The organism is Nocardia sp. BMG111209 (assembly GCF_000381925.1).
Classification (GTDB): domain Bacteria; phylum Actinomycetota; class Actinomycetes; order Mycobacteriales; family Mycobacteriaceae; genus Nocardia.
On sequence record NZ_KB907309.1, the window covers coordinates 68,398 to 83,922 of the forward strand.

Annotated in this window: 18 protein-coding genes; 1 reads left to right on the plus strand and 17 read right to left on the minus strand. The window is 67.5% G+C overall.

Going from position 1 to position 15,525, the window contains the following annotated elements:
- Positions 1–76: 76 nt before the first annotated feature.
- Positions 77–520: a D-aminoacyl-tRNA deacylase gene (dtd, locus tag G361_RS0131600; protein WP_026343740.1), complete on the plus strand. Its 444-nt coding sequence runs from the start codon at positions 77–79 to the stop codon at positions 518–520.
- A gap of 418 nt (positions 521–938) precedes the next feature.
- Here dtd and map read toward each other — a convergent pair whose 3' ends face one another.
- The 17 genes from map to G361_RS0131685 form a co-directional block, all read right to left on the minus strand.
- Positions 939–1,739, minus strand: coding sequence for a type I methionyl aminopeptidase (gene map / locus G361_RS0131605; RefSeq protein WP_019931145.1), 801 nt, complete (start codon positions 1,737–1,739; stop codon positions 939–941).
- Positions 1,740–1,744: 5 nt separating this feature from the next.
- On the minus strand, positions 1,745–2,290 hold the full coding sequence (locus tag G361_RS0131610) for an adenylate kinase (protein WP_019931146.1): 546 nt from the start codon (positions 2,288–2,290) through the stop codon (positions 1,745–1,747).
- Entirely contained in the window at positions 2,287–3,606 is a 1,320-nt protein-coding gene (gene secY, locus G361_RS0131615; protein ID WP_019931147.1) for a preprotein translocase subunit SecY, read from the minus strand. The genes G361_RS0131610 and secY overlap by 4 nt, the downstream gene beginning before the upstream one ends.
- Before the next feature lie 103 nt (positions 3,607–3,709).
- Positions 3,710–4,156 carry a 50S ribosomal protein L15 gene (gene rplO / locus G361_RS0131620; protein ID WP_019931148.1) on the minus strand — a complete coding sequence of 149 codons (447 nt, stop codon included), beginning with the start codon at positions 4,154–4,156 and terminating at the stop codon, positions 3,710–3,712.
- Positions 4,153–4,338, minus strand: a complete 186-nt coding sequence (gene rpmD / locus G361_RS0131625) for a 50S ribosomal protein L30 (RefSeq protein WP_026343741.1) — start codon at positions 4,336–4,338, stop codon at positions 4,153–4,155. Before rpmD ends, rplO begins: the two co-directional genes overlap by 4 nt.
- Before the next feature lies 1 nt (position 4,339).
- Positions 4,340–4,981: a 30S ribosomal protein S5 gene (rpsE, locus tag G361_RS0131630; RefSeq protein WP_019931150.1), complete on the minus strand. Its 642-nt coding sequence runs from the start codon at positions 4,979–4,981 to the stop codon at positions 4,340–4,342.
- Between the two features lie 34 nt (positions 4,982–5,015).
- Positions 5,016–5,432, minus strand: a complete 417-nt coding sequence (gene rplR / locus G361_RS0131635) for a 50S ribosomal protein L18 (RefSeq protein ID WP_019931151.1) — start codon at positions 5,430–5,432, stop codon at positions 5,016–5,018.
- 3 nt (positions 5,433–5,435) lie between these two features.
- Entirely contained in the window at positions 5,436–5,975 is a 540-nt protein-coding gene (rplF, locus tag G361_RS0131640; protein WP_019931152.1) for a 50S ribosomal protein L6, read from the minus strand.
- 14 nt (positions 5,976–5,989) lie between these two features.
- Positions 5,990–6,388, minus strand: a complete 399-nt coding sequence (rpsH, locus tag G361_RS0131645) for a 30S ribosomal protein S8 (protein ID WP_019931153.1) — start codon at positions 6,386–6,388, stop codon at positions 5,990–5,992.
- 547 nt (positions 6,389–6,935) lie between these two features.
- Positions 6,936–8,213 carry a cytochrome P450 gene (locus G361_RS0131650; RefSeq protein WP_019931154.1) on the minus strand — a complete coding sequence of 426 codons (1,278 nt, stop codon included), beginning with the start codon at positions 8,211–8,213 and terminating at the stop codon, positions 6,936–6,938.
- Between the two features lie 67 nt (positions 8,214–8,280).
- A complete protein-coding gene (locus G361_RS0131655) occupies positions 8,281–8,553 on the minus strand; it encodes an acyl carrier protein (RefSeq protein ID WP_019931155.1) in 273 nt (90 codons plus the stop codon).
- Positions 8,553–10,235 (minus strand): AMP-binding protein, encoded by a 1,683-nt coding sequence (locus tag G361_RS45605; RefSeq protein ID WP_019931156.1) that lies wholly within the window; start codon positions 10,233–10,235, stop codon positions 8,553–8,555. The genes G361_RS0131655 and G361_RS45605 overlap by 1 nt, the downstream gene beginning before the upstream one ends.
- Complete coding sequence (locus G361_RS0131665) at positions 10,232–11,104, minus strand: hypothetical protein (protein ID WP_231387169.1); 873 nt, start codon at positions 11,102–11,104, stop codon at positions 10,232–10,234. The genes G361_RS45605 and G361_RS0131665 overlap by 4 nt, the downstream gene beginning before the upstream one ends.
- Before the next feature lie 331 nt (positions 11,105–11,435).
- Positions 11,436–12,728, minus strand: coding sequence for a cytochrome P450 (locus G361_RS0131670; protein ID WP_019931158.1), 1,293 nt, complete (start codon positions 12,726–12,728; stop codon positions 11,436–11,438).
- Positions 12,725–13,972, minus strand: coding sequence for a cytochrome P450 (locus G361_RS0131675; RefSeq protein WP_019931159.1), 1,248 nt, complete (start codon positions 13,970–13,972; stop codon positions 12,725–12,727). Before G361_RS0131675 ends, G361_RS0131670 begins: the two co-directional genes overlap by 4 nt.
- Positions 13,969–14,955 (minus strand): hypothetical protein, encoded by a 987-nt coding sequence (locus G361_RS0131680; RefSeq protein WP_019931160.1) that lies wholly within the window; start codon positions 14,953–14,955, stop codon positions 13,969–13,971. Before G361_RS0131680 ends, G361_RS0131675 begins: the two co-directional genes overlap by 4 nt.
- 134 nt (positions 14,956–15,089) lie before the next feature.
- Entirely contained in the window at positions 15,090–15,518 is a 429-nt protein-coding gene (locus tag G361_RS0131685) for a nuclear transport factor 2 family protein (RefSeq protein ID WP_019931161.1), read from the minus strand.
- Positions 15,519–15,525 lie beyond the last annotated feature (7 nt).

A 15,525-nucleotide genomic window follows, 5' to 3' on the forward strand; every position in this document is an offset into this window, starting at 1 on the left:
GGCGTCTGTGCGACCCGAGCCGCCACGCCGACCGGGAATTGGTCCGGCGTTCACCGGGCTGCGATGATATCGCGTCGTGCGAGTGCTGGTGCAACGAGCGAGTTCGGCGCAGGTGGTCGTCGACGGCGAGGTCGTCGGCCGGATCGATCCGGCCGCCGCCGGTGCGCCACACGGCCTGGTCACCCTGGTCGGCATCACCCACACCGATACCGCGGCGATCGTGAAGGCGCTGGCGGACAAGGTGTTCCGGCTGCGCATCCTGGCCGGCGAACGGTCCGCGGCCGATCTGGGCGCACCCATTCTGGTCGTGAGCCAATTCACGCTCTACGCCGATACCGCGAAGGGCCGCCGGCCGTCCTGGTCGGCGGCCGCGCCGGGCCCGATCGCCGAGCCGCTGGTCGATCTGTTCGCCGCGACGTTGCGCGACCTCGGCGCGCCGGTCGCCACCGGCCGCTTCGGCGCCCATATGGCCGTGACCCTGGTCAACGACGGACCGGTCACCCTACTGCTGGAATCGTGAATACCCAGCGGATTTACCGGCCCGTTGTGAAATATCCAGGGGCCCGGAGCCGCTCGGCGTGTCGCCGGAAAACCACGGGAATACTGGGCAGGGCACTCAGTACTCGAACACGATGCCCGCCGCCCCGGCGCGGCCAGGAAGAACGAACATGCGCAAGCTTACCGAGCCCGTCACAGCTCCCCCGTCCACGGAGATTCTCGACTTCTTCGGCAAGTGCCCGGAATGTGGTTACCCCGCACGGGCATCCGCCACACCCAGTAGTCCCGGCACCGTGGTCGCCGACTGTGATCGTCCGTGCGGATGGTCCGGTACGGTCCCCTTGACGACCATGACCCGCCACACCCGAGGACGGGCCTGATCCACGCCGAGCACGGTGTCCGGATGCGCGGCCGTCGTCGGTGACAGCCGATCCGGCGCGCTATTCGGGTCGCGGCGTCAGAATGCGCGGACCGTCCTCGGTGACGGCGACCGTATGTTCCCAGTGCGCCGCACGGCTGTTGTCGACGGTCACGACGGTCCAGCCGTCGTCGAGTTCCCGGGTCTGGGTGGTGCCGAGGGTCAGCATCGGCTCGATCGCCAGCACCGAACCCACCCGCAGCAGCGGGCCCTTACCCGGTGTGCCCTCGTTGGGCAGATACGGATCCATGTGCATCTCGCGGCCGATGGCGTGACCGCCGTAGCCCTCGACGATGCCGTAGGCGCGGCCGTGCGTCCGCTCGGCCGCGCGGGTGCCCAGCTCGATCGCGTGCGAGACGTCGTAGAGGCGGTTACCGGGCACCATCGCCTCGATACCCGCCTCCATCGACAATCGGGTCGCGTCGCTGAGCAGCTGGTCGGCGTCGATGATCTCGCCGATGCCGAAGGTCCAGGCCGAATCGCCGTGCCAGCCCTCGAGAATGGCGCCGCAGTCGATCGACAGCAGGTCACCCTCGGCCAGCACCTGATCCGCGGTCGGAATCCCGTGCACCACAACCTGATTCACCGAGGCGCAGATCGAGGCCGGGAAACCGTGGTAGCCCTTGAAGGAGGGCACCGCGTGCGCGTCGCGGATGATCTGCTCCGCGACCTCGTCCAGCTCGAGCAGGGAGACGCCCGGCTTCGCGGCCGCCCGCACCGCCACCAGCGCCCGGCCCACGACGGCGCCGGCGGCGGCCATCGCGTCCAGTTCACCGGCGGTGCGGAACGGCACCACCTTCTTCTGCTTGCGGCCGAAGACCATTCGCGTCAGCGACCCAGGGCGCGCAGCACTCGGGCGTTGACCTCGTCGACCTCGCCGACACCCTCGACGGCCACGATCGCCCCGTCGTAGTGCTGCAGCAGGGGCTCGGTCTCCTCGCGGTACACCCGCATCCGGTTGCGGATGACGGCCTCGGTGTCGTCGGCGCGGCCACGGCCGAGCATGCGCTGCACCACCACGTCGTCGGCGACCTCGAAGCTGATCACGGCGTCGAGCTCGTGCCCGGACTCCTTCAGCATCTTCTCCAGTGCCTCCGCCTGATCGACGGTGCGCGGGTAGCCGTCCAGCACGAAACCGTTGACGGCGTCGGGCTCGGCGATGCGCGCCTCGACCATGCGGTTGGTCACCTCGCTGGGGACCAGATCGCCGGCGTCGAGAAACTTCTTCGCCTCCAGGCCCAGCGCGGTCTCCTGGGAGATGTTCGCGCGGAACAGGTTCCCGGTGGAGATGTGCGGCACACCCAGCTGGTCCGACAGCAATTCGGCCTGTGTGCCCTTGCCGGCACCCGGTGGCCCGAGCAGTACGAGTCTCACTTGAGGAACCCTTCGTAATTTCTGTTCATCAGTTGGCTCTCGATCTGTTTGACAGTATCGAGGCCCACGCTCACGACGATGAGGACCGCGGTACCGCCGAACGGCAGGTTCGACGCGCCACCGCCGGCGCCGATGTGCAGCAACAGGTTCGGCAGCACCGCCACCGCGCCCAGGTAGATCGAGCCGGGCAGCAGCAGGCGGCTGAGTACCTTGCTCAGGTAATCGGCGGTCTTGTCACCGGGGCGGTAGCCCGGGATGAAGCCGCCGAACTTCTTCATCTCGTCGGCACGCTCCCGCGGATTGAACGTGATCTCCACATAGAAGTAGGTGAAGAAGACGATCAGGATGAAGTAGATCGCGACGTAGACGGGGTTCCCCGGGTTCACCAGGTACTTCTGGATGATCTCCTGCCACCAGCTGGGCTTCGTCGACCCCTTCTGGGTCAACTGGGCGACCAGGTTCGGCAGGTACAGCAGTGAGGACGCGAAGATGACCGGGATCACGCCGGCCTGGTTGACCTTCAGCGGCAGATAGGTCGAACTGCCGCCGTACTGCTTGCGTCCCACGATCTGTCTGGCGTATTGCACCGGCACCCGGCGCTGGCCCATCTCGATGAAGATGACGCCGACGATCACCACGAACGCCGCCGCGCAGACCAGACCGAAGATCAGGCCGCCGCGGCTGTCCAGGATCGACTTGCCCTCACCGGGGATGCGCGCCGCGATACCGGCGAAGATCAGCAGCGACATGCCGTTGCCCACACCACGTTCGGTGATCTGCTCGCCGAACCACATGACCAGCGCCGCGCCGGAGGTCATCACCAGCACGATGATGATCATGCCGAAAACGCTGGTGTCGGCCAGGATGTCCTGCGGGCAGCCGCGCAGCAGCTGGCCGCGGGCGGCGAGCGCCACCAGGCCGGTGGCCTGCAGCACCGCCAGCGCGACGGCCAGGTAGCGCGTGTACTGGGTCATCTTGTTCTGACCGGCCTGGCCCTCCTTGCGCAACTCCTCGAAGCGCGGGATGACCACCGTCAGCAGCTGAATGATGATGCTCGCCGTGATGTACGGCATGATGCCGATCGCGAATACCGACAGCTGCAACAGCGCACCGCCGGAGAACATGTTGATCAGCTGATAGATACCCGCCGAATCACCGCCGGAGACGATGTCGATACAGGTGCGCACCGCCTTGTAGTTCACCCCTGGCGAGGGCAGGGACGCGCCGATGCGATACAGCGCGATCAGGCCCAGCGTGAAGAGAATCTTCCGCCGTAAGTCCGGTGTCCGGAAGGCCGACGCGAAGGCGGAAAGCACAGATCCTCCTGGCAAACGACATGGGGGGAAAGACGGCAAGCGATACTTGCACTCTAACAGCGACGCCGGACGGGCTCTCACCCGTCCGACGTCGAGTTACCTGTCAGGCCAGTTCGGTGGCGGTGCCGCCGGCCGCGGTGATCTTCTCCTTGGCGGAGCCGGAGAATTTGTCGGCGCTGACCTGGACGGCCACCCCGATCTCACCCTCGCCGAGAACCTTCACGAGCTCGTTCTTGCGGACCAGGCCCGCGGCGACCAGTTCGGACTTGCCGATGGCGCCGCCGGCGGGGAAACGCTCGGCGATATCGCCGACGTTCACCACCTGGTACTCGGTGCGGAACGGGTTGGTGAAGCCCTTCAACTTGGGCAGCCGCATATGAATCGGCATCTGACCGCCCTCGAATGCGGGCGAGACATTCTTACGGGCCTTCGTACCCTTGGTACCGCGGCCCGCGGTCTTACCCTTCGAGCCCTCACCGCGACCGACGCGGATCTTCTCGGTCTTGGCGCCCGGCGCCGGACGCAGGTGATGGAGTTTGATGACGGTCATGCTTGAACCTCCTCAACGGAAACGAGGTGGCGCACGACGTTGATCAGCCCGCGGGTCTGCGGGGTGTCCTCACGCACGACGGTCTTGTGGATGCCCTTCAGACCGAGGGTGCGGATGGACTCGCGCTGATTCCGCTTGGCGCCGATCGTGGATTTGACCTGGGTCACTTTCAGCTGGGCCATATCAGGCTCCCTGTCCCGCGCGCGCACGCAGCATGCCCGCCGGAGCGACGTCCTCGATCGGCAGACCGCGACGAGCGGCCACCTCCTCCGGACGCTGCAACTGCTTCAGGGCCGCCACGGTGGCGTGCACGACGTTGATGGCGTTGTCGCTACCGAGCGACTTGGCCAGGATGTCGTGGATACCGGCGCATTCCAGCACGGCACGCGCCGCGCCACCGGCGATCACACCGGTACCGGGCGAGGCCGGACGCAGCATGACCACACCGGCCGCCGCCTCACCCTGCACCGGGTGGACGATGGTCGAGCCGATCATCGGAACGCGGAAGAAGCCCTTGCGAGCCTCCTCGACGCCCTTCTGGATCGCCGCCGGAACTTCCTTGGCCTTGCCGTACCCGACACCGACCAGGCCGTTGCCGTCGCCCACGATCACCAGGGCGGTGAAGCTGAAGCGCCGACCACCCTTGACGACCTTGGACACGCGGTTGATCGCGACCACGCGCTCGAGTTGATTCTTCTCCTGGGCGGGCTGGTCGCGACGATCGTCGCGACGGCCGCGGCGCTCACCGCGACCGCCTTCGCCACCACTGCCACTGTTCTGTCCGGCGGGTCCGTTTCCGCCGTCACGCCGTTGACGTCCCGGCATCAGACGTTCCTTCCGTTGCGCTTCATTTCGGTCATCAGAACTTCAACCCACCTTCGCGGGCGGCATCGGCCAGGGCGGCGATGCGGCCGTGGTAGTCGTGGCCACCGCGGTCGAACACCACGGCCTCCACGCCGGCGGCCTTCGCGCGGGCGGCGATCAGCTCGCCGACCTTGGCGCCCTTGGCACTCTTGTCGCCCTCGAGGGCCCGCACGTCGGCCTCGATGGAGGACGCCGCGGCGATGGTCTTGCCGACGGAGTCGTCGACCAGCTGAACGTGCAGGTGCCGCGCGGAGCGGAACACGATCAGGCGGGGACGCGCGGTGGTGCCTTCGACCTTCTTGCGCAGCCGGAAGTGCCGGTTGCCCTTGGCAATCCGGCGACGGGTGGACGCGTCCTTGCCGAGCGGCTTGCGCGCGGCCTGCTGAGCTTCGGTCTGAACCTTCTTCGACATGGCTTACTTACCCGTCTTTCCGACCTTGCGGCGAACGATCTCGCCGGCGTAGCGGATGCCCTTGCCCTTGTACGGGTCGGGCTTGCGCAGGCCGTGGATCACCGCGGCGATCTGGCCGACCTTCTGCTTGTCGATGCCGGACACCGAGAACTTGGTCGGAGCCTCCACCGCGAAGGTGATGCCCTCGGGGGCCTCGACGGGAACCGGGTGGCTGTAGCCGAGGGCGAACTCCAGGTTCGAGCCCTTCTGCTGCACGCGGTAACCGACGCCGAAGATCTCCATCTTCTTCTCGTAGCCCTGGGTGACGCCGATGATCATGTTGTTGATCAGGGTCCGGGTCAGCCCGTGCAGCGAGCGGTTGAGCCGCTCGTCGTTCGGCCGGGCGACCTCGAGTTCGCCGTTGTCCGCCTTGCCGACGGTGATCGGGGCCGCGACCTCGTGCGAGAGGGCGCCCTTGGGACCCTTCACCGACACGGTCGAACCGTTGATGGTCACCTCGACACCGGCGGGAACCGGGATCGACTTCTTACCGATACGCGACATTGTTCCTACCTCCCTTACCAGACGTAGGCGAGGACTTCCCCGCCCACACCGTGCTGTTTTGCCTGACGGTCCGTGAGCAGGCCCTGTGACGTGGAGATGATCGCCACGCCGAGGCCACCCAGCACCTTGGGCAGGTTGGTGGATTTCGCGTACACCCGCAGACCGGGCTTGGACACCCGGCGCACACCGGCGAGCGAGCGCTCGCGGCTGGGCCCGTACTTCAGGTCGACGATCAGCGTCTTGCCCACCTGCGCGTCCTCGACGCGGTAGTCGGCGATGTAGCCCTCACGCTTCAGAATCTCGGCGATGTTCGCCTTGAGCTTCGAGTGCGGAGCCTTGACCTGATCGTGGTACGCCGAGTTGGCGTTGCGCAGACGGGTCAGGAAGTCTGCGATCGGATCTGTCATGGTCATGGATTGACCGTTACCTTTCTCGCCGCGGTTCCCATACAACACCGTCGAAGAACGGCGGTCGTGGGCCTACGACAATTCGGTCGGTCCGGCCGGGACTGCCCGACCGGATGCTGCACAGCCACCCGGACCAGCCAATATGGCCGCACGCATCCGCGCGCAGACATGACGGTGCCCGAGCAACCGGTCAAGTGTAGGCAATAGCCGTGCGGCATCAAAATCGGGGGTGGGAACTCCGGGGCCGCCGGCCGACGGGATGGTTCGAGTCCTGCTGATCGACTGCCTCGATACCTGCTGATCGGATGGTTCGATACCTGCTATTCGGATGGTTCACAGTCTGCCGATGGGATGATAGAAGTCCGGGGACGGGGTAGATTAGCGCCGTGACCTGCGCTGGCTGGCGGACAAGGTCGGCGGGTTGCTCGCCGATAGCGCTGTAATAACGACCGGACGGTATGCATATCGGCGACCGGACGGAATCGCCGTAATACCCGCGGCACTGCTGGGTCCGTGACCGCACAGTGCTCCGTGCGGCGAGTCGGCGCGATCCTCAGCGCGGCGTCAGGTGCATCCGCAGCCCGATCGGGTTGAAGGTCAGGCCCTCGGAGGCGCGGAGTTCGTACCCGGCGGGCAGTTCCGGTTCGTAGCGTTGGAGGACCGTCGCCACCACCAAAACGATCTGGTGCAGGGCGAATTGGCGGCCGATGCAGGCGCGGATGCCGGTGCCGAAGGGTTTGTAGGCGTGGGCGGGGCGGGACCGGTTGCGTTCGGGGAGAAAGCGATCCGGGTCGAAGGCTTCGGGGTCGTCGCCCCAGACCGGGTCGCGATGCAGGGCGGGGGCCAGGACGAAGAAGGGTTCGCCGGCGGGCATGGGGTAGCAGCCGCCGAGGACGGTGTCCTGCTTGGCCACTCGGGAGTAGCCGGGGGCGGTCGGCCAGAGGCGCAGCGATTCGTCGACCACCCGGCGGAGGTAGCGCAGCTTCGCGACCTGCTCGAATTCCGGTTCGGCGGAACCGATCACCGTATCCACCTCGGTGCGTGCGCGGGCCGCGATCTCCGGGTGCGCGGCGAGGTAGTACAGGGTGAACGACATTGCGGCGGAGGTGGTTTCGTGGCCGGCGGCGAGAAAGGTCAGGACCTGGTTGCGGATTGCGGCCGGGTCGAGCGTGTCCGCGTCGAGCATCAGGCCCAGCAGGTCGGCGCCGCGGTCGCCGCCGGTGCGCTGCGCGATCACCTCGTCGACCACGCCCTTGAGGTAGGCGATGTCCGCGTCGTTGCGTTCGCCGGCGCGCTTGCCGAGGAAGCCGCCGGCGATCGGGGGGCGGGTGACCAGGCGCTGGCCGTGGTTGAGGACGTCCTTCAGGGCCGTCACGAACGGGTGCGCGGTGGTGCGTTCGAAGGAACCGAAGGAGTAGCCGAAGCCGGCGCGGCCGATGATCTCCAGGGTCACCTTCGCCATCGCGGCGGTGACGTCCACCGCCGCGTCGGCGCCGGCCCAGTGGTCGTGCAGTTGCCCGCACACCGCCAGCATCAGCGGGTGGTAGCCGCGCATCGCCGTCTGGGAGAAGGCGGGCATCAGCAGGTCGTGTGCCGCACGCCAATTCGGCTCGTGGTTGTAGGCGGTGAGCAGGCCGTCGCCGATCATCGGCCGGATCACCTCGAGCGCCGGGAGGACGTGCTTCTCGAAGCGCCGGTCGTCGGAGAGCTCGGCGACCAGGTCGGCGCCGGTGACGAAGGTGAACTCCAGGTTGAAGAATTCACGCTTGTACACCGGGCCGAGCTCGCGGGCCAGGCGGGTCGACTCCTGCATGAACGAGGTGCTCAGCATGGACGTTACCGGATACCCGTTCCCGGCCGGACCGGCAGCTCGGCCGGCGTGCGGACACCGGCCCCGATCATGCCGACTCGTCGCCGAGCGTGTACAGGATCAGGTCGACGAGATCGTCGCCGGTCCGCACCTCCACCAACTCGTCCTCGTCCAGTGTGATACCCCAATGCTTTTCGCACTTCACCACCGCCTGCACCAGGCGCATCGAGTCGATGCCGGGCAGTTCGGTGAGCCGGGCACCGAGATCGACCTGCTCGGCCTGACATTCGAGCAGTTCCGCGAGCTCCGCTCGCAGCACGGTGGTGATCTCGTCGACCTTCCGGTTCACGGACAGAGTCATCACGAACTCACTTTCTGATCAATGGATTCCATGCTCGAAACGTGTGCGCGGGCGAGCTCCGCGACCAGCGAACGCTGCCACTTGCCGCTGGTGGTGCGGGGCAGGGCCTTGGCGGGCACCAACAGCACCACGACCGCGGACAGGGTCAGCGCCTTCGATACCGCGCCCGCGATGTCGGCGATCACGGCATCGCCTGCCGCCGTACCGGATTCGTGCTCGCTCTCGGCGACCACGATCATGCGCTCGCCCTCGGTGTCGGCGACCGCGACGCAGTGTCCCTTGTGGACACCGGACACCACCCGGACGGCCTCCTCCACATCGTCGGGGTAGAAGTTGCGCCCCTGGACGATGATCATCTCCTTGACCCGGCCGACGATGACCAGTTCGCCACCGTCCAGCAGGCCGAGATCGCCGGTGCGCAACCAGCCGTCGTCGAGGGCGGCCCGGGTGAGCTCGTCGTCGCCGTGGTACCCGGAGGTCACCGCGGGGCCCTGGATGCGGATCTCGCCGACGTAGCCGTCCGGCAGCGCCGTGCCGTCGAATCCGGTTATCCGCACAGCGATTCCGGGAATCGGGACGCCCACGCTCACCAGTTCCCGGGTGTTCGGCGAACCGGGCGGCACGGGCCGGGCCGGGCGGCCGGGCACCAGTTCGTCCCGGTCGACGGTGATCAACCGCGGTGCGGTGCCGGGGACGGGCAGGGTCACCGCGAGGGTCGCCTCGGCCATGCCGTAGCACGGGTACATCGTCGACGCCGGCACGCCGAGCGGCGCGAAGGTGCGCGCGAATTCGCGCACGGTGTGGGCCCGGACCGGTTCGGCGCCGTTGAGCGCCAGTCGCCACCGTCGCAGCGGCCGATCGCCGGGCTCACCGTCGAACACCTCGGCGGCGGCCTCGACGAGTTTGTCGAAGGAGAAATTCGGCCCGTTGGTGATGGTGCCGCCGACCTCGGCGGTGTGCCGCAGCACCGCACCGGGATTCTTGACGAAGGTGAGCGCACTGAACAGGTGCGCGTCGTTCGGGGTCAGCAGCGAACACATCAGCGAGACCAGGCCCATGTCGTGGAACAGCGGAACCCACTGCACCAGAACGTCATCCGAGGTCGTCGAGATGTGCGAGTTGATGGCCGCCACCCCACTGAGGAACTGGGCGTGGGTCAGGCGCACGCCCTTCGGCCGCGCGGTGCTGCCGGAACTGAACTGCACCACTACCGGGGCGTCCGGATCGACCGGCTGCCAGTCGATCTCGTCGTCGCGTTCGAGCTGCTCCAGCTCCAGCACCTGCAGGCCGGGCACCCGCGCGGCGAGCTCCCGCGCCACCTTGCGGCCCTTGTTCGCGGTGACCAGTAACCGGATCCCACCGGCGCGCACGATCGGCACGAGGTGCTCCGCGACCGCACCGGGATCCAGCACCAACGGCGGCAGCGGCAGCACGGTCACCGCCGCACCGGTGGTGACCGCACCGAAGAAACCGGCGAACCACTCCGGGGTGGCGGGCATCAGCACGCCGATCAGCTCGCCGGGACCGGCGCCCGCGGTCCGCAGTCGCCGCCCGACAGGTCCGGCGAGGCCGGCCAGTTCACGATGGGCCAGTGTGACTTTCGAATCCGCGAAGGTGACGGTGCGATCACTGCGACGCAGGGCTTCCAGCAATTCGATGAGGGTCTGTGGTCCGGCGGTCAACGTCGTTCCTCTCGTTCCCCGCGCACCATGAGCATGGTCACGGTCAATCCCACCCCGATATTGATGATCAGACCGTATTCCCCTGGTGACAGTGGTCTTTCGGTGTACAGATGATTGAGGTTCGCGGCGAGGTCGCCGGAGAACAGATGTCCCGTGTCCTCGGTCAGGTTGAGAACCTCGGCGGGGGGTAGCAGTTCGTAGAAGATTCCGCCGACGAAATCCCTGTCGAGCCGGGGCAGCATGGTGACCACCACGCGGGGATCATCGAGTTCCATTCCCGCGTCGGCGAAGACCTGTTCCACCGAGGTCCGGACACAGCGACGGGCCCGGAAAACATTGGGCGGCACGGTGACAGCGCCGTCCGGCAGGCGCGCGGCCCACCAGAGTTCCTCCTGTGTCATCGAATTCGACACCATCGCCTGCACCGACATCGGACCGCTCGCACGAGAGAGCAGCACAGCGGTCGCGGCGTCACCCAGGGCCGTGCCGACGCTCTGCTGCCACCGCCAGACGGCCTCCTCGCCGTGCGCGTCGGAGGTCAGCACCAGGCTGTGCTCGATCCGCGGCTCCCCGAGCATGTGCGCGACCGCGCAGTGCAAGCCCATCGCACCGCCGTTGCTCATCTGCCGAACACCCAGCGCCACAGCCTGTTTCGCGCCGAGCAGGCGGGCCAGCCGGGGCGCGATCGTACAGTCGGCGGCACTCGGGTCGAAGATCCACGAGTGGGTCAGCAGCCCGATGTCCGCCGCCGCGACCTGCCCGGTCGCGAGCGCATCGGCGGCCGCGGCGAGCGCGAGCGTGGTCGCATCCTCCCCCGCCCCCGCCACCGGCAACATCGTGTCCGTCTTCGGCAATGATGTTGCGTTCACGGCGTTTCCGCCGGCGATCGCATGGTCGAACGCCTGACGTCCACCGGCCAACGCGACCGAGGCCGCCGCAATGTGCAGAAGTCCGTTTACTCGCATAACCAGCCTCGTACTCTGCACATACCCGGTGGGCCACAGCCAACGGCATGTCCCGCGTCCAACCCGGCCGACCGGGCACGCATTATGTTTCCGGCGAGTTGTGTCCGGTTCACGAACACACGGTGTCGTGATGGTGTCGCAAAACATATCGACCGGTACTGAATTGCCGTCGGCTCGACCGGCCGCGGTGGCGATCGAAACATGTTCTCTCAGCACGGATGTGGTGGCGGACAACTCAACGCGCTGCCGGATACAGGGTCAGTCCGATGGGACTGAAGGCGATTCCCTCCGAGGCGCGCAGCCGATAGTCCGGCGGCAGGGTCAGATCGTAGCGTTGCAGCACGCGTGCCATCACCAGCACGATCTGATGCAGCGCGAACTGGCGGCCGATACAGGCGCGCAGGCCGCTGCCGAACGGTTTGTACGAATGCGGTGGCCGGGCCCGGACCCGTTCGGGCAGAAAACGATCCGGATCGAATCGTTCCGGATCCGGGCCCCACGACGCTTCCCGGTGCAGCGCCGGCACCAGCACGAAATACGGCTCACCGACGCGCATCGGATAACGGCCGCCGAGTACGGTGTCCTGCTTCGCGGTCCGCGAATATCCGGGCGCGACCGGCCACAGGCGTAGCGACTCGTCCACGACCCGGCGCAGATATCGGAATTTGGCGACCTGGTCGAACTCCGGTTCGGCCGTCCCGGCCAGCGCCGTCACCTCCGCCCGCGCACGCTCGGCGATCCCCGGCTCGGCGGCCAGAAAGTAGAGCGTGAAAGACATTGCCGCGGAGGTGGTCTCGTGCCCCGCGGCGAGGAAGGTCAGGACCTGGTCGCGGATGTTCACCGGATCCAGCACATCGGAATCCAGCATCAGGCCCAGCAGATCGCCGCCGTGCGCACGACCGGCGCGGCGCGCGATCACCTCGTCCACCACCTCGCGCAGGTAGGCGATATCGGTGTCGTGACGTTCGGCCGCGCGGCGGCCGAGATATCCACCCGCCATCGGCGGCCGGGTCACCAGCCGCTGGCCGTGGCTGATCGCATCCTCGAGCGCCGTTGCGAACGGATGCGAGGTCGAGCGCTCGAAGGAATCGAACGAGTAGCCGAAACCGGCCCGCCCGATCACCTCGAGCGTGACCTTCCCCATGGCGTCCCTGACGTCGACGGCCCGGTCCGCAGCCGCGTCCCAGCTGTCGAGCAGTTGCCGGCAGACGTCCAGCATCAGCGCGTGATAGCCGCGCATTGCGGACTGCGAGAACGCCGGCACCAGCAGATCGTGCGCCGTGCGCCACGCGGGTTCGTGATCGTCGGCGGTGAGCAGGCCGTCGCCGAACATCGGCCGGAAGGATTCGAGCACCGGCTTCATATGCTTTCCGAACCGCCGGTCGTCGGCGAGTTCGGCGACGAGTTCCGCACCGGTGACGAAGGTGAATTTCAGATTGAAGAACTCGCGGGTGAACACCGGTCCGTGTTCGGGCGCCATGCGGGTCGATTCCTGCATGAACGAGCTCTGCAGTACCGACGAGGTCATCGGGCGCTCGCTCCCGGACGTACCGGCAGCTCGTCCGGCGTCCGATCGAAAAGCAGTCCACGCCAAGCGGGTTCGGCATCCTCGCGCACCAGTCGCAGTTGCGGCAGCTCCTCGAACAGCACCTGCAGCGCGACCTCGATCTCGGTGCGGGCGAGATGCGCTCCGATGCAGAAGTGCGAGCCGTAGCCGAAGGTCAGATGCGCAGGCCGGCCGCCCTGCTGCGGCAGCAGCTCGCCGGCGTCGGCCCCGAGCACCGGATCGTGGTTGACCGCCGCCAGCAGGATGAACACGACCGCACCGGCCGGAATCGTCACCCCCGCCATCGGGACCTCCTCGCGCGCGAATCGCCACGGCGAGAAGGGAAATGGCGGGTGGTACCGCAGCAGCTCCTCGACGAACGCCTTGGCCGCCGGTCCGTCGGCCAGCAGTTCGCGCATCGTCTCGGCGGTGCGCAGTACGGTGAGCGCGCCGTAGCCGATACCGATCGCGGTGGAGGAGATCCCCGCGCCGAGCAGCATCATCACCGTCGACAGCAGCTCGCGCTTGTTGATCGCCTTCTCGGCGCGGGCCCGATGTAGCGCCTCGAGCACACTGCCCGCGGGTGCGGCGGCGGGGTCGCGCGCGACGTCGATGATCAGGTCGAGCAGTTCGTTGTACGCATTGCGCATGCCCGGCGTCGACGGACTCTCGCGTTCGCCGAGGCGCCGGCTGTGCACCGCGGCGGCGCGCAGCGTGTCGTCCGGAATCCCGAGCAGGCGCGCCATCACCAGCTCCGGCACCGGGCGCGCGTAGGACGCCATCAGGTCGGTGGTCTCCAGCCCCCGGAACTGCGCCACCAGCGCGCGACACACCTGTTCGATCTCCGGCCGGCGGCGGTTGACGGCGGCGGGGGTCAGCTCGGCGGCGACGACCTTGCGCAGCCGCACGTGCTCCGCACCGTCGCTGTTGAGCATGTGCCGGCCCTCGACCACGAAGGGATCCTCCGCGTACCTGCCGCCCCCCAGACCGTGCGCGGGATCGGTCATCCGGCGCAGGTCCTTGATCAGCCGCGGATCGGTCATCGCACGCTTGCCCTCGGCGTAACGGGTGATCACCCACGCGGTCAGACCGTCGGGCAACTCCACACACACCACCGGCGCGCGGTCGCGCAGCCCGTGGCAGAACGCCTCGAATTCCCGCTGATCCGCGGTGTCCGGGAAACTGATTCGGGTGGTGGCGTCGTCGTTCTCCACGGCGCTGGTCATGCCGGCTCCTCTCGGACGGTGACGGCCCGCGGTTCGCCGCGGACCACCACCATGGTCACGGTGTGCCCCACGCCCATATTGATCAGCAGCGCGTATTCCCCTGGGGCCAAAGGACGTTCGCTGCGAAGGTGTTCGAGGTTCGCGGCGAGGTCACCGGAGAACAGATGTCCGGTGTCGCCGGACAGGTCGAGCAGTTCGGCCGGTGGCAGCAGGCCGAGGAACATCGCCTCGATGGTCGACGCCGGCAGCCGCGGCAGCATGATGACGGCCAGGCGTGGATCCTCGGGCTCGAGTCCCGCGTCGGCGAGGACCGCACGGGTGGCGACGCGAACGCATTTGCGCAACGCGAACACCGCCGGGCCGGCGATCACCGGCGCCCCCGGCTCGCGCTCGGACCACCAACGTTCGCCTTCGGTCACCGAGTTCGACACCATCGCGCGAATCGACAGGTCGCCGATGTCCCGGGTCAGCAGTACCGCGGTCGCCCCGTCGCCGAGGGCGGCGCCGGCCTCGGGATTCCAACGCCAGTCGGCGTCGGTGCCGTGCACGTCCGCGGTCAGTACCAGGCCGTGCGCGATCCGCGGTTCGGCCAGCATCTGTGCGGCGGTGACCTGGATGGCGATGGCGCCGCCGTTGCTCATCTGCCGCATGCTCAGTGCGACAGCACTTTTGGCGCCGAGTAGGCGAGCCAGGCGGGGCGCGATCGTGCAGTCGGCCGGGCTCGGATCGAAAATCCAGGAATGCGTGAGCATTCCGAGTTCCGCCGCTGGCACGCCCGCGTGGTCGAGCGCCTCGGCGCCGGCCACGAGCGCGAGCGATTCGGCGGTCTGTCCGACGCCCGCGACCGGAAGGGTGGTGGTCGTCGTGGAACGGGCCCAGTCGGGTGTGCTGCCGCGCTCGGCGATCGCGCGGCTCACATCCCGGCGCCCGTCGGGCAGAGCGACGGTCGCCGCCCCGATCCGGAGTCGGCCGTCTATGCGCACGGATGATCCTGTGCTGGATCCATCGGTTCTCCTACCTCATCGAACCACGACGCCGTGACGCGAAATAATTTGCGGCGGAGCGGATCTCGTCGGATGAACGAAATCCGCCGCCGTACGACACAATCTGTGACCGGTCAGCCCGCGACGGTGGCCTGGCGGATGAGATCCTGCTTCACCATCTCCGAGAAGGTGGAGTCCGCGCTCTTGCGGTAGCTCTCCTTGAGATGGATCCCGCCGTCGCCGGTGTAGAACACGTCGACACCCTTCTCGACGATCCGGCCCTGCTCGTCGGCCATCTCGAACCGCACCACCGCACCGGACTCCATCGCGACCGGCTCCGCGAAGGTCCAGCTGATCTTCTTGTCGGCCAACACATCCCGGGCCGCGAACATGGCGGTCAGCAGCTTACCGATGTCCGCCTTGCGGAAGGTGGTACCCGGCTCGGCGCCCTCGGCCGTGACCCAGAGGCCGTCGTCGGTGAAACAGCCCACGGCAGCGTCGATGTCGTTGCGATCACACGCCGCGAAGAAGGCCTTCACGACATCGACGTCGAAGTTGGTCATGCAAACT